The organism is Streptomyces sp. XY431, from assembly GCF_001279805.1.
Taxonomy (GTDB): domain Bacteria; phylum Actinomycetota; class Actinomycetes; order Streptomycetales; family Streptomycetaceae; genus Kitasatospora; species Kitasatospora purpeofusca.
The window spans coordinates 16073-34015 of the sequence record NZ_LGDO01000524.1; the positions used below are offsets into that span (position 1 = coordinate 16073).

At 71.8% G+C, this 17943-nt stretch carries 16 protein-coding genes; 11 read left to right on the forward strand and 5 right to left on the reverse strand.

What is annotated here, in order from left to right; translation table 11 throughout:
• Nucleotides 1-110: 110 nt before the first annotated feature.
• From ADK60_RS45510 to ADK60_RS40220, 3 genes are all read left to right on the forward strand, one after another.
• Nucleotides 111-1001: a hypothetical protein gene (locus tag ADK60_RS45510; protein WP_053651958.1), complete on the forward strand. Its 891-nt coding sequence runs from the start codon at nucleotides 111-113 to the stop codon at nucleotides 999-1001.
• 778 nt (nucleotides 1002-1779) lie between these two features.
• A complete protein-coding gene (gene mobF / locus ADK60_RS40215) occupies nucleotides 1780-7095 on the forward strand; it encodes a MobF family relaxase (protein ID WP_159400781.1) in 5316 nt (1771 codons plus the stop codon).
• Between the two features lie 53 nt (nucleotides 7096-7148).
• On the forward strand, nucleotides 7149-7706 hold the full coding sequence (locus ADK60_RS40220; RefSeq protein ID WP_159400782.1) for a hypothetical protein: 558 nt from the start codon (nucleotides 7149-7151) through the stop codon (nucleotides 7704-7706).
• A gap of 64 nt (nucleotides 7707-7770) precedes the next feature.
• Here ADK60_RS40220 and ADK60_RS40225 read toward each other — a convergent pair whose 3' ends face one another.
• The 5 genes from ADK60_RS40225 to ADK60_RS40245 form a co-directional block, all read right to left on the reverse strand.
• On the reverse strand, nucleotides 7771-8457 hold the full coding sequence (locus ADK60_RS40225) for a hypothetical protein (protein ID WP_159400783.1): 687 nt from the start codon (nucleotides 8455-8457) through the stop codon (nucleotides 7771-7773).
• Between the two features lie 46 nt (nucleotides 8458-8503).
• Nucleotides 8504-10558 carry a type IV secretory system conjugative DNA transfer family protein gene (locus tag ADK60_RS40230; protein ID WP_053651966.1) on the reverse strand — a complete coding sequence of 685 codons (2055 nt, stop codon included), beginning with the start codon at nucleotides 10556-10558 and terminating at the stop codon, nucleotides 8504-8506.
• A 331-nt stretch (nucleotides 10559-10889) separates the two neighbouring features.
• Nucleotides 10890-12998 carry a coiled-coil domain-containing protein gene (locus tag ADK60_RS40235; RefSeq protein ID WP_159400784.1) on the reverse strand — a complete coding sequence of 703 codons (2109 nt, stop codon included), beginning with the start codon at nucleotides 12996-12998 and terminating at the stop codon, nucleotides 10890-10892.
• A gap of 192 nt (nucleotides 12999-13190) precedes the next feature.
• Complete coding sequence (locus ADK60_RS40240; RefSeq protein ID WP_053651971.1) at nucleotides 13191-13631, reverse strand: hypothetical protein; 441 nt, start codon at nucleotides 13629-13631, stop codon at nucleotides 13191-13193.
• Nucleotides 13631-14398, reverse strand: coding sequence for a ParA family protein (locus tag ADK60_RS40245; RefSeq protein WP_053651973.1), 768 nt, complete (start codon nucleotides 14396-14398; stop codon nucleotides 13631-13633). Before ADK60_RS40245 ends, ADK60_RS40240 begins: the two co-directional genes overlap by 1 nt.
• A 272-nt stretch (nucleotides 14399-14670) precedes the next feature.
• Between ADK60_RS40245 and ADK60_RS40250 the strand changes: the two genes are divergently transcribed.
• From ADK60_RS40250 to ADK60_RS40280, 8 genes are all read left to right on the forward strand, one after another.
• On the forward strand, nucleotides 14671-14907 hold the full coding sequence (locus ADK60_RS40250; protein WP_053651975.1) for a hypothetical protein: 237 nt from the start codon (nucleotides 14671-14673) through the stop codon (nucleotides 14905-14907).
• Nucleotides 14904-15053, forward strand: coding sequence for a hypothetical protein (locus ADK60_RS45515; protein ID WP_159400785.1), 150 nt, complete (start codon nucleotides 14904-14906; stop codon nucleotides 15051-15053). Before ADK60_RS40250 ends, ADK60_RS45515 begins: the two co-directional genes overlap by 4 nt.
• 63 nt (nucleotides 15054-15116) lie before the next feature.
• Nucleotides 15117-15440, forward strand: coding sequence for a hypothetical protein (locus tag ADK60_RS40255; protein ID WP_053651977.1), 324 nt, complete (start codon nucleotides 15117-15119; stop codon nucleotides 15438-15440).
• Entirely contained in the window at nucleotides 15437-15727 is a 291-nt protein-coding gene (locus ADK60_RS40260; RefSeq protein WP_053651979.1) for a hypothetical protein, read from the forward strand. The genes ADK60_RS40255 and ADK60_RS40260 overlap by 4 nt, the downstream gene beginning before the upstream one ends.
• Nucleotides 15724-16278, forward strand: a complete 555-nt coding sequence (locus ADK60_RS40265; protein WP_053651981.1) for a hypothetical protein — start codon at nucleotides 15724-15726, stop codon at nucleotides 16276-16278. The genes ADK60_RS40260 and ADK60_RS40265 overlap by 4 nt, the downstream gene beginning before the upstream one ends.
• Nucleotides 16275-16937 (forward strand): hypothetical protein, encoded by a 663-nt coding sequence (locus ADK60_RS40270; protein WP_053651983.1) that lies wholly within the window; start codon nucleotides 16275-16277, stop codon nucleotides 16935-16937. Before ADK60_RS40265 ends, ADK60_RS40270 begins: the two co-directional genes overlap by 4 nt.
• Before the next feature lie 113 nt (nucleotides 16938-17050).
• Nucleotides 17051-17284 (forward strand): hypothetical protein, encoded by a 234-nt coding sequence (locus ADK60_RS40275; RefSeq protein ID WP_053651985.1) that lies wholly within the window; start codon nucleotides 17051-17053, stop codon nucleotides 17282-17284.
• Nucleotides 17281-17943: hypothetical protein (locus ADK60_RS40280; RefSeq protein WP_053651988.1), on the forward strand; the 663-nt coding region annotated here is incomplete at its 3' end. The genes ADK60_RS40275 and ADK60_RS40280, both read left to right, overlap by 4 nt.

Consider the following 17943-nt stretch of genomic DNA (forward strand, 5'->3'; position numbering starts at 1 on the left):
GGTATCGCTCCTGTTCAGAGCACCCGGCGAGGGGGCACTGTTACGAACCGGGCCCGGTCGTTCCGGAGAAGAATCACACCGTGTACACGCTGGAAAGGTAGGATCGGGGCATGGCAACCGCACGAGGGCGCGAGGGCGCCCGCATCATCAGCGCGCTGGAGACCATGTGGTCCACCATCCAGGCCCGCCACCCCGGAGTCCCGGACGCGGTGGTCATCACCGGCGCCGCGCTGCCGGCCAAGCCGACCAAGGCGAAGCGGGCGGCCTACCAGCACTGGGGGCATCTCACCCCCGACCGCTGGCGGGCCGAGGACGGGAAGGTGCCCGAGCTGTTCGTGGCGGCCGAGCTGCTGGAGCGCGGCGGGCAGGCCGTGCTGGAGGCACTGCTGCACTCGGCTGCCCACGGCCTCGCCGCCACCCGCGGAATCGTGGATCGTTCGAGCGACGGCCTCCGCTGGCACAACAAGAAGTTCGCCGCCCTCGCGGTCGAGGTCGGGTTGCAGCCGCCGGAGCGGGCCGCCCAGACCATCGGGTTCAGTGACGCCCCGATCAAGGACGCCACCGCCGCCTCCTACCGCGCCGCGATCCGGAGGCTGGAGGAGGCCCGGCTGCCGGTCGTCCCCGGCGACGGGGACCAGGCCGAGGACCAGGCCGAGGGGGAGGGGGAGGAGGAGTCCGACGAGCCCAAGAAGATCAAGTCCGGGGGGAAGCGGTACGCGGTGGTCTGCAAGTGCCTCCCCGAGCCGCGGCGGCTCCAGGTCACGCCCAAGGCGTACGGCAAGGGGGACCGGCAGGGCGGGATCGCCTGCAAGTGGTGCGGGTCGGAGTTCCAGCCGGAGACCGACGAAGCCGCCGAGGCGTTCGACGCCTACGACGACGACCCGCTGCCCGTCGCCGAGGAGACCCCCACCGAAGCGCCGGCCGACGTCGCCGCGGCCGGGTCCGAGTGGGCCGGTGAGGAGCCGGACGGCGAGGAGCCGATGCCGGAGGACCAGCCCTAGACGCACCGTGTACACGGTGGACAGCCCCGCCCCGTTCCGCGCGCCGAGCGCGGGGCGGGGCGCCCTCATTTCAGCGTGTGCATGGTGGGGGTCTGTGGGCGGTTCACAGCGTGCGCACGCTGGGCGCAGCGGGTGGCCGGCGGGGTGCCGTCGAGGGCGCGTCTTAGCGTGTGCACGGTGGGCTGGTCGGGGTGGGCAGGCCCGCGTCGGTGGGTGGCGGGCCGCCGTCGAGCCGGGCGGTTCACAGCGTGCGCACGCTGGGCGCAGCGGGTGGCCGGCCGCCCGCGCTCCTGCGCGGGTGGTTGCGGTGGGTGAGGCGGCGCCGGTCGGCGCGGCCTCCGGCGGGTGTCCTGCAGGTGGGTTGGTGCGGCACCGAGGCGGTGGGCGAGGGTGAGCGGTTCACAGCGTGCTCACGGTGGGAACCGTCAAGGCGGGCCCGAGGGTGGCTAGTGACCTTTTGTAACAGTGGCCCGGCGCCGCCGCCCCGACCGGCCCCCGGCTGTGATTGTGCTCGCGCCCTTGCGGGGTGCTGTCAACCCAGGGTTGCCGCAGGCGCCCTGTTGCTGTCGCGTACATGATTGGTTGTTGACGTGTGGTTCTCTTCCCCTCTCCGGCCCGTCCGCCGTGCTGCCTCTCCCGATCTTGGTCTGCCTCTCCTTGTTGATCTTCCGTCCCTTACCTCTCGTCTGCTGATGGTTGCTGTCTGCTGTTCTGTGCCCCCTCCTAGTTCTTCAACACACCCTTGCATTGAAATCCGATGGACCGTACTGTGATCGTTGTGACAGCTACGGTGAGTTTCGGGTCGAGCCCGGACTACCTGCTGTCCTCCGTCGGTGCGAACCGGGAGAACTACTACCTGCAGGCTATTGACCAGCAGGGCGAGCCGCCCGGCGTGTGGGTCGGCAAGGGGATCGAGACGTTCGGTCTCACGGGTGAGGTTGACCCCGAGGTTTTCCGCGAGATGTACACACATCTTGTCGACCCCCGGAAGATCGAAGAGTTGCACAGCGTGACCGCCGAGCGGTGGGCCGCCTGGCAGGCAGAGCACCCCGAGGTCAAGCGCGGAACCGATGCCTACGCTGCGGCGAAGGCCGGAATCCGCAAGGAGACGCTGGCCGAGTACCGGCTGGGGTCGGCTCTGCGCGACTACTCCAAGAGCACGGAGCGTAAGGTCGAGGAGGCCATCGAGAAGCTGGGCCCGGGCGCGACGCCCGAGCAGCAGAAGGCCGCCGAGATGGGTGTGCGGCGTAACGCCACCCAGTCCAACACCTACGTGGACGTCACCTTCTCCGCGCCCAAGAGCTGGTCGATTCTGCACGCCTCGCTGCAGGTCGCCGCAGTCGATGCTCGGCTTGCCGGAGACGACGAGCGGGCCGACGCTTTCGCCGCTCAGGCGGACCAGGTGTGGGAGGCGTTGAAGGAGGGTGCGGCCGCCGGCCTGGCCCACATGGAGGCCGAGGCCGGGTACTCCCGGGAAGGCCGGTTCGCCAGCAAGCGCGGCGAGGAGTCGGTGGGCAAGCGGGTCGACGCGCACGAGTTCACCGCCGCCCAGTTTCGCCAGCACCTGAGCCGCGACGAGGACCCGCAGCTGCACATCCACACCGCCATCATGAACCGCGTCGCCTACCGCTCGGTGGACCCGGTGACCGGCGAAGAGGTCGTGAAGTGGGGCGCCCTGGACGGCAAGCTGATCTTGCGTGAGGCGAAGGCTGCGGGCCACCTTTTCGAGCGGGTCGCGGAGGAGTCGCTGACCCGCCGACTGGGCGTGCGCTTCGAGATGCGCCCGGACGGCAAGGCCCGCGAGATCGTCGGAATCGACCAGCAGCTGCGGGACCAGTTCTCCTCCCGCCGCCGCGTGGTGACGGCTGGCGTCAAGGAGCTGGCGGACGCCTACGAGGCCAAGCACGGCGTCGCCCCGAAGGCCCACACGCTGGCGAAGATGGCCCAGTTCGTCACGCTCAAGGAGCGCAAGCAGAAGGACCACGACGAGGTACCGCGCGAGGTGCTGCTGGAGCGATGGGAGGCCGCGGCGAAGGACAACCTGCGGACCTCCCTCGCGGACGTGCCGGAGGCCGTCGCCACCGCGAGCGCCGAGCGCGGGACGATGCCGGAGGCGTTCGACCCGGCCGACGTCGTACGCCGCGCGGTGGAGACCGTGCAGTCCGAGCGGTCGACGTGGCGCCGCTCCCACCTGCAGGTGGAGATCATCCGCCAGCTGCCGGATTGCCTTGGCGGACTGGACGTCGAGCAGGTGGTGAACCTGGTCAACGAGCTGACGGACACCGCGCTGGCCGACCCCACCGAGGCCGGGCTGGTGTCGCTGGCCGCGCCCGAGGTCATCCCGATGCCGCGTTCGCTGCAGCTTGGGGACGGCACGCCGATCTACCAGGTGCCGGGCCACGGCGAGTACGCCACCCGCGGGCACCTGGACCGCGAGGAGCGGCTGCTGGCCGACGCCCAGCAGGTCGGCGGCCCCGCGCTGACGGACGAGCAGATCGAGCGGGCGCTGGCCGGTCGCGGACTCAACGCCGGCCAGGAGGCCGCGTTCCGGGGGATTCTCGGCGGCGGCCGCCAGGCGGACGTGCTGATCGGCCCCGCCGGTTCGGGCAAGTCGTACTTGGCCGCGTCGATCCACGACGCTTGGCGGGACACCGGCCGGGCCGTCATCGGCCTGACCACCTCGGAGCGGGCCGCCCGGGTGCTGTCCGGCGAGGGCGTCGAGCACGTCAGCAACCTCGCCATGTTCCTGAACAGCAACAAGGCGCTGGCCGAGGGCCGGACCTCCGAGGAGCTGGAGAAGCACCGTCTGCGGCCCGGCCAGCTGGTCATGCTGGACGAGGCGGGCATGTCGGAGACCGCTGAGATGGACGAGGTTCGCCGCCTGGTCCGCGAGGCCGGGGCGAAACTGATCTACGCGGGTGACTACGCCCAGCTGACCGCCGTCGGCGCGGGCGGCATGCTCGCCGAGCTGTCCATCCAGGCCGGGGTCCAGGTCTACGAGCTGGAGGAGGTCCGCCGCTTCAACGCCGAGTGGGAACGTGAGGCCAGCCTGCGGCTGCGCGGGGGCGACACCGAGGTACTGACCGCCTACGAGGAGCACGGTCGGCTCAACGGCGGTAGCCGCGACGACATGATGAACGCCGCCTACCAGGACTGGCTCGCCGACACCATCGCCGGGCACAACAGCCTGCTGATCGCCGTGTCCCAGGACCAGGCCGACCAGCTGTCCGCGATGGCGCGGGCCGACCTGGTGCGGCTCGGCCAGGTCGAGGCCGGCGGCATCACGCTGGAGCTTCGCGGCATCACCATCGGCATCGGGGACCAGATCCAGCTCCGCGAGATCAACCGCGAGATCAAGAGCCAGAGCGGCGACCGGTTCGCGGTGAACCGCGACGTGGTGGAGGTCATCGCCAGGGACCTGGAGACCGGCGACATCACCGTCCGGTACGACGACGGCGAGCTGATGGAGATCCCGTCCGCCTACGTCCGCGAGCACGTCGACCTCGCGTACGCGGGCACCGTGCACAGCAGCCAGGGCCGAACCGTGGACCGCTGCCGCGTGCTCACCGAGGGCGGAGACACCCGCGAGTCGCTGTACGTCGCGCTCACCCGCGGCAAGGACGGCAACTGGGCGTACGTCGTGGCCGAGCAGAAGGCGTCGGAGCTGGACGGGGCGGAGCCGGTGGAGGTCGACAAGCTCTCGGTGCTCGCGCAGGCAATGGAGACCTCCGGCGCCGAGAAGGCCGCCACCGCCGTCATCCGCGAGAACCTGCAGCAGTCCGTGTCGCTGGTCCGCTGGAACTTCGTCCTGGACGACCTGCAGACCGGGCACGCGGAGGAGCGGTTCGGCCGCCTGATCCACGACACCCTCGGTGTCGAGAAGTACCGGCAGATCGCCGAAGACCCGGCGTACGGCCCGCTGGTGCGGCTGGCGCGCGCGGCGGAGGCCGCCGGCCACGACCCGGAGGCGCTGCTGCTGCAGTCGCTGGAGGGCGACCTCAGCGACGCCCGGCACGTCGCCCGGGTGCTGCACTCCCGGCTGGAACAGCACATCGAGGCCGCTGACCGGGCCCTGGTCCGGGCCGACGAGCGCGACGTCCGCGCCACCGTCCGCGCCCAGGAGCAGGCCGTGCCCGAGCTGGTCGCGGCCGCCCAGGCGGCGCCGGTCGTAGCCGAGCGCCCCGAGCTGAGCATGGTCTACGACCAGGCCGCCGGGGTGTGGGTGCCGCGCGAGGAGGAGCCCGCCGCGGCCGCCGCCCCGGTCTACAGCGCCGAGTGGGACGAGGCCACCGGTCGGCACCGCGTGTTCGAGGTCGACCCCGCGACCGGCGAGGAGCTGGCGCCGGCGGAACCTCAGCAGGTGATGACGTGGGACCACGACGCCGAGCGGTGGGTGTCGCAGCCGCTGGTCGTGGACGGCGCCGAGGTCGAGCCGGATGCCTGGCTGATCGCCCCGCCCGCCCCGAAGGGGCTGGAGGAGGCCCAGCAGCTGCCCGCGTTCGGCCAGGACGTCACCCGCCCGATGATGTTCAACGGGACCGAGTGGGTCGAGGTGGCCGTGACCCGGGACGACGCCCCGAGCCCGTGGGATGCGGTGGAGTCCGCGTGGCTGGACCAGCTCACCCAGACCAACCTGTCGGTGATGTCCCTGCACGCCGGGGTCGAGGTCCAGCGCCGTACGGAGCTGGCCGACCAGCGCCGGGACGAGGCCGAGGAGCGGTCGCGCTGGCAGACCCGGGTCGCGGAGATCCCGGGAGAGAAGGGCGACACCGCGCGGGCCGTCGCCGAGTTCATGGACGGCCGCCGCCTGATGTTGGGCCAGGAGCTGGCCGACGCCGAGGAGCTGCCACAGTGGGCGGCCCGCTCGCTGGGCGAGGTTCCCCCGGCTGACCAGGCCGAGCGCCGCGCGGAGTGGGTCGAGCGGGCGGGCACCGTCGCCGCGTACAGGGAGGCGCACGGGTGGGACAACGAGGTGGCCGCGATCGGCCCCCGTCCGGCCCGTGGCGCGGTCGACTTCCAGCAGGACTGGGACCGCGCGTTCCGTGCGCTCGGCGAGCCCGAGGAGCGGCGCGAGCTGGTCGGGGCGACCAATGCCCAGCTGCGCGAGCTGGTCGACCACTACGAGCGGGAGGAGGCATGGGCCCCGGTCTACGTCGCCCCGCAGATGCAGGCCACGTACGAGGCGATCCAGAAGCTGGAGCGGGAGGAGGCTCAGCGGCAGATCAGCATGCTGGAGGCCCCCGACGACGCCACCCGCGAGCGGCTGCAGGCCGAGGCGGAGGCTGCGGCCGCCGAGCTGGCCGAACTGCGGTCGCGCACCGACTCGCTGGAGGAGATCCACCAGGTCCGCGGCCAGTGGCACGAGCACACGGAGGAGACCCGCGAGCGCGCCCAGGAGGCCCGCCGCCAGCTCGACCTGCGCCAGGCCGTCGAGCCCGAGCTGGACATGGAGGAGTTCGCCGCCGCCGAGCAGGAGGTGCAGCCGGAGCCGGCCGACGCCGAGGTGTTCGCGGAGGCCGAGTGGGACATGGCCGAGCCGGAGCTGGAGGAGGTGCCGGAGCCGGAGTTCGAGCCCGAGCACCAGGACGTCGCCGAGGTCGCGTACGAGGCCCGCGAGGACGTCCCCGCCGCCGAGGCCGAGGCCGAGCTGCCGCCGGAGCCGGAGCCGGAGTTCGAGCACCAGGACGTCGCCGAGCCCGGCGAGCTTCCCACCGCCCCGGCCCAGTACATGGACGGCAAGCTGGTGCAGTCCGCCGCGATGCAGCAGTACACCGAGGAGATGGTGCTCGGTTCGGCCCCGCAGACGCCTGCACGGCCCCTCAGCGCCCCGGAGAAGGCCGCGCCGGAGCCGGAGCCCGTGCTGCACGGCGAAGGGCTGTACGACGCTCTGCAGAGCGCCCGCGAGGCCCGCGGAATCCTGGACGGCCGCGCTGCCCAGCAGGACGCCGCCCTCGCCGAGGCTCAGGCCGCGATGAACGAGGTTGTGGCCTCCCGTGAGGCCGCCCAGGCGGCGCGCGAGGCCGCGCCGGTCGCCGCCGCCGCCGTGCAGGCGGTACAGGCCATCGAGATCCCGCAGATCCAGATCAACGGGTGACCTGTCCGCCCGGGCACTGTCCGGGCGGACGACCCGCGGGCTACCGTCAAGCCATGGAGAGATACGCCTGGCAGCCGGGGGGCAGCGCGGGGCAGGGCCCCGTCCCCGGCCTGAGTGCTGCTGCCCGTGTCCACGTCCCGGTACCGCCCCCGGTGCCGCCGTACAGTCCGCCGGCCGGGCACCAGGTGCCGCCGAGGCCGACCGCCCCGCCGCCGGCGCCGCTGCCCACCGGGGTGCCGGAGGTGGTGATCCGATCCCGGGCCGAGCTGGAACAGCTGCGGGACGACGCCCGCGCCGAGCTGGAGGCCCGGGAGGAGACCTACAGAGTGATGTGGCTGGACCCCCGACACCGCGGCGAGGGGATGAGCGGCGTGCTGGACGCGGTGCTGTGGCTGCTGGGCGAGCGCCAGCTGGCCCCGATCAGCGCCGAGGTGCTGGACTCCCCGCTGCCGGCCACCCGGCAGATCGGCCGAGAGCAGACCCACGCCGAGGACCGCGTGTTCGGCCGCGCGTGGCGGGAGGAGTGCACCGAGTGGTACGCCGGCGGCGTGCTGCGGGCGCTGGAGTGGTCGCACATCTCCACCCGGGACCGGCCGATCGCTGCAGCGTAGGGCCGTAGGAACGCCGAAGGGGCGCGGGACCGTGATGGTCCCGCGCCCCTTTCGTGGTCCGGTGTCAGCCGGTGGTGCCCGCGCTGGCCGTCTTGGCGGCCGCGAGTTCGGCCGCCGCCTGGTCCTCCCGGGCCTGCATCGCCTGTGCGTGGTTGGCGATGGTCTGCTGCTCGGCTTCGCGGTCGATCGGCCGCACCGGGTCGCGCCGGGCGACGTGCTGCTGCTCGGCCCGGCACGGCTCCAGCGCCTGCTCGATGTCCTTGACCAGCATGGGCTTCCAGCGGACCAGCCATTCGGACTGCCGCAGCACCGACCGGTCCGCCTCCGTGTGGGCCCAGTGCCACATGCCGCACAGCGCGCCCATCAGGTGCAGGACGTCCGGGTGGCTCAGCCAGCAGGGCTCCACCACGGCGTAGTAGTCCCGGGGGAAGAAGCGCCGCAGGATCGTCTCGCGCCAGTCGACCAGGTGCTGCAGGGCGTTGTACGTCTGCTCGGCGTTCATCGCGGGCCAGTTCCACAGGAGGGCGGCCGAACCCTCCTTCTGGGCAAGGCCGCTCAGGATGCGGGACATCTCCACGACCTTGCCCGGCAGGTCCATCTCCTCGATGGTCCTCAGCCGCGCGTCCACCTTCTGGGCGTGTGACTCCGCTTCCTGAGCTGTCTTGTTGACCAGGCTGATCATCGTGCTCAGGCGGTTCTCGGCCGCGTTGGTCATCCCCGTGGGCCTGAGCTTGTGATCTTCCGTGCTCACCGCGTTGTCCTTTCTGCTGCTCGGGGGTGGGTGGTGGTGCTCGGGACTACCACAGGAGGCCGTCGCCCGAGGCCCGAGGCATGGTCTCCTGCTCCGCCGGCGCTTCCGCCGGGGCCGGGATGGCGGGCGGGACCGTGGGGCGGGGCGGGGCGAGGTTCGGCATCGGCGGGACCGGGACGCTGGCGGCCGGGGCAGCCGGCTGCTGCCAGGCCGGGACGGTGACGGGGGCTGCGGGCACGGTGACGGGGGCTGCGGGCACGGTGACCGGCTGGTGCTTGTCCAGCTGCACGGGCAGCTTGGCCAGCCGCTTCTGCTCGCGCCTGGCCAGCCTCTCCTCCTGCTTCTGCAGCTTGAGCTCCAGCTTCACGTCCTTGCGCTTCCAGGTGGGGACGTACTGGACCCGGATCGGGGGAACGGCTCGGTGGATGTACAGGCCCTGAGTGACCTTCATCTCCCGGACTTCCTTGGGCGGCATGACCCGGATGCGCCGCAGGCTGTGCGACTCCGTGGGCTTGCCGTCCTTGTCCTTGCTGACGGACACCACGGTCTGGTCCGCGTCGCCGACCAGCACGGACAGCCGCTCCAGGTCGTCCGGGTTGGCCAGCCCGCCCAGGGCGAATTTGTTGCAGTTGTTGTAGATCGTCCGGGCCCCGTTGACCCCCCAGCGCTCCTCCAGCTGCGAGTACGACTGCACGCTGATCTGCAGCTGGATGTTCCAGCCGCCCGCGTCGGACGTCCACTTGTTCAGCGGCAGCGGGCAGATGATCGCCGCCTCATCCAAAACGAAACGGACGTACGGGTCGATACGGGCTCCCGCAGTCTTCGCCCAGCGCTTGGCCTCCTTGTAGACGTCCGCGACGAGGCAGGCGTACAGCGGCGCGATGCTGCCGCGGTCCCGGTCCTCTCCCATCAGGTACAGGGTGCCCTGACGGGCCAGCAGCTCGTAGGCCGTGAACTCCGGCTCCCCCGGCTGCGGCTGGACGATCTGCGCGATGCTCGGCACCGACAGGAACTGCAGGGTGGGCGCCAGCGACATGTAGACGCCGGCGGCGGTCTTGTCCGGGGCCTCCATTTCCTGCTTGAGGGTCTGCGTCCAGCCCTCGGGGACCAGTGCCGCGTTGGACTCCAGGACCCGCAGCGGCTCCTGGTTGTCCGGGTCGGCGACCCACCGCGCGACGTCCATCAGCGTGCCGCCCATGAAGTCGGCCGCCATCATCAGCGCCCGCAGCACGGTGAAGGAGTGCGAGTCCCAGAAGGTCTCATTGGTCAGCGCCTCGCCCGACGAGCCGCCCGCCAGCAGGTATCCGGCCCGGTCGATGGCGGTTTCGGGGTTGCGGCAGCCGCGGACCGGGTTCCACCGGATCGTGTTGGGGACGCCCTCCAGATCGGTGTTGAAGACGAACACCGGGCGTCCGTCGCGCTTCCGCAGCCGGTGGGTGAGCCGGTACAGGTCGGAGCGGGTCGAGGTGACGACGGCGGCGCCGGCCGCGTCGATGATCTGCCCGCCCATCCAGGCACTTTTGCCGGAGCGGGGCGGAGCGAAGATCAAAACGGCGTCCTCGCAGGCGATGTACAGGCCCTGCTTCCAGATCATGTCCGTGCCGAGCTGTGCGCCCAGGTCCAGCGCGGTGGCCGAGCGGCGGGTGGGCACCAGCGAGGGCCGCAGCTCACTCACGCGGTTCAGCAGCTGCCGCTCGCCCAGCGCCATGTTCACCTCGCCCTTGCTGGCGAACCCGGTCCCCTTGGGCAGCGGGAGGGCACGGGCCTTGCCCGCTCCCACCTGCTCCTTGAGGTGCATGTACCCGAGCCCGAGCCCGGCCACCGTGACGCCCGCCACGGTGAGCCAGTGGCCCGGCAGGTTGGCCACGATGTTGGTCAGGAGGTCCACGCCGTCGCCCATGTTCGGCGTGGGGACCTGCGTGCCGGGCGAGGCCGGCGCGGTCGGCGCCGGGCTGGCGGCCCCGACCAGCAGGGGCAGCGCCCCCGCCGTGGACAGCGCGACCAGCGCCGTGCGCTTGCCGTCGCAGCACCCGTCGTCGTACTCCGGGGCGGAGGGGTCGGTGTCGGTCTGCTCGGTAGGGTGTTCGTGACGGGACATCATCGGAGCGCGTTCTCCCTCGGTCTCGGAGCCCCCCGGCAACGGTGTAAGCGCTGCCCGGGGGGCGTTCGCATGTGTACCGATGACCGGAGCGATCACGGTACGCCCCCCTTGTGACATGAAGGGGGGAGTTTCACGGCGAAGCATCATCATAACTTTTGGACTCTTGAAGTTCAAGACTCTTGCGCTTTTGGTGTCTGCGCTCGGCATATGCGGTTGGCACGCTCGGCTGGTTCGCCCATGCGCTCGGCTGGTCGCCGGTCGCGCTCGGCAAACGGAAGGGCCCGGCGTCCGGCGCTCGGCCGGGCCCCGGGCCCCCTTCTCCGCGGTGTGCTCAGTAGGCGCCGCGCTGACCGCCGACGAGTGCCCCGGCCGTCGCCCCGCCGTTGGCCGGCGACCCCTCCACCGGGGTGCGCTCGGCCCCCGAGGCGGTGCGCTCGGCAGCGTCGGCGGTGCGCTCGGCACCCTCCGGAGCACCGTTCAGGCCCTCCGCCGCGATCAGCCGGGTACGGCGGGCCCGGAAGTGGACCCGCCACTCACGGGCGCGACCGACAGTGACGCCGTAGGTCTCTGCCATCGTCTTGGCGTCCATCGTCGCGCGGAAGTTCGTCACCGCGTCGAGGTACGTCTCCCATGCCAGCTGCTTGGCCTCCGAGCCGGGGAACGCCGGTTCCGCGAGCGATTCCGCCTCCAGCTCCTCCGCCGGGATCTCCGCCCGGAGGGTGGCCCGCAGATCCTCCAGCGCCAGCTCCGCCTCGCGCACCTGCAGCTCGACCCGCTCGCCCTTGGCCTGAGCGACGGACGCCCGGGCACCCGCCTCCCGCGCCACGTCCTCCGCCTGCTGGCGGACCCGCTCGCGGGCGCTGATCTGCCCGTTCAGGTCGTCCAGCTGCCCCCGGAGACCGGACAGCTGGGACTCCAGGCGGTCGGCCTCCTCGCGGGCCACGCGCTCCCGGTCCGCCGCCTCCCCGTGCTGGCGGTTGATCTTCGCCAGCTCCTCGCCCAGGGCCTGCAGCTGCTCGCCACGGCGCTCGATCTCGCGGTCCAGCTCGGCCTTGCGCTCGCTCGCGCCCTGGCCCTCGGCCACCAGCTGGCGGCGCTTCTCCTCTGCCTTCTGGGCCTCCTCGCTGATCTCCGAGACCCGGTTACGCAGGGTGGTCTCCTCCTCGGACAAACGCCCCATTTCGGTCTTGGCGACCTGCCGAGCGTCCTCCGCTTCCTGCCGAGCGGCCTCCGCCTCGCGCCGAGCGCGGTCCGTCTCGGCCGCCGCGTCCTTCAACTCGGCGTCCTTGGCAGCGGCCTCCGCCTTCGCCTTCTCGGCGGCGTCGGTGGCCTCCTTCGCCTTCTCCAGCGCCTCCTTCGCCTCCTGCCGAGCGCGCTCGGCGTCCTGCCGAGCGTCCTCCGCAGCCTGCCGAGCGGCCTCCGCTTCCGCGTGGTAGCCGGCCGCCTCCAGCTTGCGGGCGGTCGGCATGATGGCCACCGACTCCATCAGCTCCTTGACCACCGGGGCGTTGGCGGTGTCGACCAGGGCGATCTCGTCCTGCCGGGTCCAACCGGCCAGGCCGCGCAGGACGGCGAGCGCCTGGTGGTTGTCGGTCGAGAACCCCGAACGCTCCAGGGACTCCCGGGTGGTGTCGCGCTGCTGCTGCAGCTCCTCCAGCAGCCGCAGCGCGTTCTTGCGCTGGGCCCGTCCCTGCTCGGCCTTCTCCGCCGGCATCTTCGCCACCTCCGTCAGCAGCTCCCGCAGGACGAACAGCTGCCGGGCCGCCCGGCGCGCGGACGCCACCTTCACCAGGTCGCTGCTGGCCTTCCCGGTCGGGTCGATGCCGCGCTTGGCGTACTGGTCGGCCCACCAGCGGGTCCACAGCGCCATCAGCAGCTTGAACGGGCCAGTGGTGGACGACTCCACCGCGTCCCCGGAGCCAGCCATCCGCTCGCGCAGCTCCAGCTCGACCACCCAGGCCGAGCCGAGCGGCATCAGTGCCATGAACGGCGCCGCGTAGATGTTGGGCGCGTGGGTGACGTTGGCCAGCGCAGACGCGATGACCATCGCCCAGGCGGTGTAGTGGACGACCCGGGTTCCCTTGGTCCACTCCGGCCGGTTGCCGTTCTCGTCCACCGTCGTCCGCTTGTAGAGCGAGCCGAACAGGCTCAGCTCGATGACGTCGAACATCATCACGAAGCAGATCCGGATCAGGAACGGGAGCTTGGCCGTCTCCTCGCCGAAGCCCCACAGGCCGTACAGGGCCACTGCAACCCCGGCCATGGCCAGCTTGCCGTGCGGCCCCATCTCGTTGAGGAAGGACAGCAGGCCGTTGCGGTTGTCCTTGGTCCCGAACAGCAGCCGCTTCAACAGCAACGCGGCGAGGACGAGGGCGACCGCGCCGGCGGCGAGGACGACCCAGCCGGGCGCGTCCTGGACGTGGTGACGCAAGTCGGACACCAGGCTGTCCACCTGGCTCGATCCTGCTGCTGACCAGCGCCTATTGCTGGCCGTAGTCTGTGAGTAGCGCACGTCTCGCTCCGATTCTGCGTTGGCCTCGGCGGCCGATCACCACATCCCCGCCGAGGTCGTTTTGTTTTGGTGTCTTGTACTTCAAGGGTCAGGGAGTCCGCGACTCCCCGGGTTCCGGGCTCAGGTGCTCTGGGACTCTTCCAGCTCCGAGATCCGGGCCTCCAGCTCCTGGACCCGCTCCCGGGTCTCCTCCAAGGTGTCGAGGTAGCCGGTCAGCGAGGCCAGCAGCTCCTCCTCCGTGTCGCCGACCAGGACCCCGCCCCGGGACAGCAGCGTGTCGACCGCGACCCGGATCACCGTGTTCGCGGTGATCCGCTCGCCCTTGCGCGTCCGGGCGGCCTGCAGGTCCCGCGCGATCAGGTCGAGGTCGATCGTCTGGTCCGTCCGCAACTGGACGTACTTCGTCGTCATGGTCCGCTTGGCCTCCGCCGCGGACTGCCTGTCCAGCTGCGGCGGCCGTCGCCGCGTCATCGTGTTCGTGGTGTCCTCCTTCTTCGGGGCGCCGGCCTTCACCAGGTCGCCGATGTCCTGCTTCTTCTTCTTCGGGGGTTGGGCGGTCATCAGGAGGTCACTTTCCTACGAGGTGCGGACGTTGCCTTGGCCGGGCCCGGGACGGGCGCGGGTTCAGCGGGCCGGGGCACCCGGTCGGGCAGGCCGAGCGCTTCGAGCACTTCGTCCACCAGGTCCCGGGCGTCGGCGGCCGGCCGCTGCCACGCCTTGTAGGTGCCCTCCGTCACCGGGATTCCGAGCTGCCCGGCGTCCTGGTGGGCGACCAGCTCCCGCATCTGCGTCTTGAAGACCGGCAGGCCCACGACCCGCAGACTCTCGTACGTCCGCCGGGCCTTGGCCTTGCGGTTCGCGTCCACCCGGGAGATCACCACCCGGTAGGGACGGCCGGAGGGGATCACGATCTCCCGCAGGGAGTTCATGATGGCCTTGGCCTCCAGCGGGTCCAGCGTCAGCGGGACCACGATCAGGTCCCCCGCGCAGCTGGCCGCGAGCTTCTTGCGGTCCCGGTGCGGCGCGTTGTCCACGACGATGAACCGGTACCCGCGGATGCTGCGGAGGCCGGCCAGCTTCTCCGGGTCCTCCTCGCCCGCGAGGTCGAAGGCGGCGTCCACCTCCAGCCCGTCGTACAGCTCCGTGGTGCCCCCCTCCTTCTGCAGTTCGTCCGCATCGACCAGGAGGGTGCGTCCCACCTGCCCGAGCAGCCACGCGATCAGGAAGGCGAGTGTCGACTTTCCGATGCCGCCCTTGCCACCGAATACCGCGATGATGACCGGCTCCCCCTCCCAAGGGGGGTGCTCGACCCTCTCCACCGTGACCATCTCGAACTCCTCTCATCCGGGGTCTGTGCGTCCAAGAGCCTAGGGCCCTGGAGGTCCGGGACTCTTGAACTCACGAGGCCCGGAGATTCGGAAGTCCGCATCTCTCAACCTCGAAACAATCATACCCCCAGAGTCTTGAACTTCAAGAGTCTTGGGGTCTAAAGTTGGAGACATGAAGGAGGGCCGGGGTTCCCGCCCCGACCCTCCCGACCTGCAGCCGAGCGTGTCAGCGCTCCGCAGGCGTGGACCGATCCCGCTAGGAGGGAACAGCCATGTCCCAGTCTCTCAGCACCCGTCAGCACCACCTCACGGTGGTCAACCCCCGCCCGCACAAGGACGGCCGCGGCGTGCTGGTCGTCGGCCGCATCCGGCCCGCCAGCACCTGCTCGCACTGCGAGGGGTCCGGCCGGGTGTCCGTGTGCCGCAACGGCCAGCTGGCCAGCCTGACCTGCCCCGTCTGCTCGCTGTCCGCCGTGGACTCCCCCGAGGCCCGGGTGAGCACCCGGTGAGCGCCGGAGACGTCCCGGTGCAGAGCACCCAGCAGATGCAGCAGTCCGCCCACCAGCTCCAGCAGGCGGTTCAGCAGCACCTCGGCAGCTCGACCCCCTGCCCCCCGCCGCCGGCGGAGTCCAAGCCGGACACGCAGAGCCGCTGACCGCCCCTCACCAACCGGTGCCGGGGCGAGCGCCCCGGCACCGTCCCCCTGACGGAGAGACAGATGGACCGATTCGCCCGCATCCCGTTCGCCGACCTCGGCCTGACGGAGCCCGCCCAGATCGAGCGGTGGGCTGCCATTGCCCTGTTCGCCACCACCTGCACCACCGACGACATCAAGACCATGGGCAGCGACGTCGCCCGCCTGCTGGTCCGCACCGAGGTGCAGCGCACCACCGAGTCCGAGCGCGTCGAGCTGGTCGACAGCGCGTACCAGGCCGACCGGCTGGAGGCCGCCGACCGGGCCACCGCCTGCTCGGCGGCCGTGAAGGGCGCCGCGGACTGGCTCCTGCTGGACCGCTGGACGGTCTGGACGGTGGCGAAGTGACCACCACCTCCTACGCCGCGCAGCTGCCCCGCACCCAGGTGTCCGCGATGGGCGCCATGCTCGCCGCCGTCATCACCCTGCTGGCCGTCCTGACCAACACGCCGCTGCCCCTCACCGAGGCCGGCCGCGCCGCCGCCGTTGCCTACGGCGCGGTCGCCGCCCTCGCTGTGCTCCGGTTCCAGGTCCGGCCGATGGCCCTGCTGCTGTCCACCGCCCGGATCACCGCCGCGCTGGTCATCGCCCTGGTCACCGCTCCCCGCACCCTGCGCGCCCGGAGGCAGTGGTGACCAGCTACCCGCCCAACGGGTGGGCCGACGAGCCCCGGCTGGTGGTCGAGCGCCACGGCCACCAGGTCGTGGTGGACGGCCAGGGCCTCGCCATCGACGGTGAGCGGATCTGCCGGACCCCGCTCCGGCCGGAGCACGCCGTCAAGCCGAGCGAGGACCCGCACCGAAGCCGGGCCTTCCAGGTGACCGGCGGTGGAGAGGTCGTCTACCGCGGCCGGGTGGTGGCCGAGCTGGCACCGCCGCCCCCCGGCACCAGCAACCCCGGCGAGCTGACCGTGCACGGACCCAACGGGCGCGAGTGGCCGGCCAGCCCCGCCGAGCGGGTCAGCCCCGCCGCCGAGCGCCCCGGCCGCGCTGCCGAGCGCACCCCCGACCCGGCGCCCGCGCTGCCGAGCGCCGCCGAGTTGCAGACGAGCGTCGACGACGCGCAGGCGAGCGTCGACCAGCTGGTCCGGCGTCAGCGCGACGAACAGGAAGTCCGGGCGCGGGAGACCCCGCAGCCCTCGCACCAGCCCCCCAGCAAGACCCGAGAGATGGAGCTGACCCGATGACCCAGAACCTGACCAGCTGGCAGCCCGGCCCGACCATCACCCCGCTGGTCCCCGCCCAGCCCCCGCAGATCATGAGCGCGGGCGCCTACCTCGCCAGCCGGTACGGCGGCCGGATCGTCCCCGCGCTCAGCACCAGCACCGCGCTGATCCTCGCCCGGATCTGGCACACCCAGGGCGCGGCCGGGTCGTACGGCGACGCCGCGCTGATGATCGCCCTTGCGGCCGGGAGCACGCTGCACGGCATCATCTCGGCGTCGAAGCAGAACGGGCACGAGGTCATTACCGCGGTCGCGTTCGCCGCGTCCGGCGCGTTCGCCTTGGTGGGCGTCGCGGCGTACACCGCGAGCTGGGCGCTGGCCGCGATCGTCTGGCTGGTCGCCACGGTGCTGGTGTACTCCGTCAGCGCCCGGCACTGGCGGGCCGCCAGCGAGCACGCCGAGCAGCGGTACCACGAGCTGCAGTTGACCCAGGTCAACCGCCTCGCGGACGTCCAGATCGCCCAGGTCGAGCGGGACACCACCGCGCAGGCCCTCGCGTACGGCCTCGCGCTGCAGGCCGCGATCGAGCAGCGCCAGGCGCTCGACCCCCGCACGTTCCAGCTCCAGGCGGTGGCCGCCGCCGGCCTTCCGCAGCTGGCCCAGGGACAGCAGGACCGTTAGCCCCCCTCCGGACCGGGGGAGTTCTGACAGGACGTCACCAACTCCCCCGGCCGGCCGCTAGATTCGTGGGTTCGGCACCGGGCCGGACCCAGCCCAATCCGAGGAGCCCCAGCATGAAGCCCGTACCCGACACCGAGGTCAGCGGCAACGTCACCCAGTTCACCCTCGAACTCGGCTCGGACGGCATTGCGGTGCTGGTCGCGTACGCCGAGGACGAGGACGGCAAGGTCAGCCGGAGCTGGCTCCGGTTCACCGAGAACGGCACGGACAACCTCCGGTACGCCGTCGAGCACCTCCGCCTCCCCCGGCCGTTCGCCACCACCGAGACCGAGAGGACCCCGCTGTGACGGACACCCAGGCCCCGCCGATGTTCCGCCGCGATCCCGAGCTGTCCCGCGCCGTCGCCGACGCCACGGTGCTGTCCGTCCTCCCCTACCGGGGCGAGACCACCAAGGTGGTGTCCAGCAGCACGCACGGCATCCTCGCCGGGACCTCCGTGCTGGGCTGCCACGCCGACACCTGGAACTCCAGCCTCCCCTCCAGCTGGCAGCCGTTCGAGACCGTCGAGGCCGCCACTGCCTGGCAGCACTCCGAGATCGCCCGGATGCTCCGCTCCCAGGTCAGGAGCACGGTCCCCGGGTTCGGGACGTGGGGCGCCGCTGACGGGTCGTGGGCCGCCGAGGTCGACCGCTCCCGCCACCGGTACACCGCGGTGGTCGGGCAGACCGTCCACCACCTCGAACCGCGCCGCTACCCGAACGAGCCCGCCGTCCTCGCCGAGGAGCGCGGGTGGCAGATGTTCCTGCAGGTACTGCCCAACGCCGGGCAGTGGCCGTACGGCATGGCCGCCGAGCACCAGGACGTCGAGCTCCGGGCCGCCGAGTGGCGTGCCCAGCAGAACAGCCTCCAGGCGTTCGCCGACAAGCTGGAGCGCGCCGCCGTCGCCGCCGAGCTCGCGGCCGCAGCCGCCGAGGAGGCCGCCGTCCAGGAGCGCCGGACCGCCGGG

Bases quoted from the DNA above. Each gene is read 5' to 3' on its own strand.
- ADK60_RS40240 (WP_053651971.1), bottom strand. From the start codon at position 13,631: ATGACCGCCCAACCCCCGAAGAAGAAGAAGCAGGACATCGGCGACCTG.
- ADK60_RS40250 (WP_053651975.1), top strand. From the start codon at position 14,671: ATGTCCCAGTCTCTCAGCACCCGTCAGCACCACCTCACGGTGGTCAAC.
- ADK60_RS40220 (WP_159400782.1), top strand. From the start codon at position 7,149: ATGGAGAGATACGCCTGGCAGCCGGGGGGCAGCGCGGGGCAGGGCCCC.
- ADK60_RS40275 (WP_053651985.1), top strand. From the start codon at position 17,051: ATGAAGCCCGTACCCGACACCGAGGTCAGCGGCAACGTCACCCAGTTC.
- ADK60_RS40270 (WP_053651983.1), top strand. From the start codon at position 16,275: ATGACCCAGAACCTGACCAGCTGGCAGCCCGGCCCGACCATCACCCCG.
- ADK60_RS40230 (WP_053651966.1), bottom strand. From the start codon at position 10,558: ATGATGTCCCGTCACGAACACCCTACCGAGCAGACCGACACCGACCCC.
- ADK60_RS45510 (WP_053651958.1), top strand. From the start codon at position 111: ATGGCAACCGCACGAGGGCGCGAGGGCGCCCGCATCATCAGCGCGCTG.
- ADK60_RS40255 (WP_053651977.1), top strand. From the start codon at position 15,117: ATGGACCGATTCGCCCGCATCCCGTTCGCCGACCTCGGCCTGACGGAG.
- ADK60_RS40245 (WP_053651973.1), bottom strand. From the start codon at position 14,398: ATGGTCACGGTGGAGAGGGTCGAGCACCCCCCTTGGGAGGGGGAGCCG.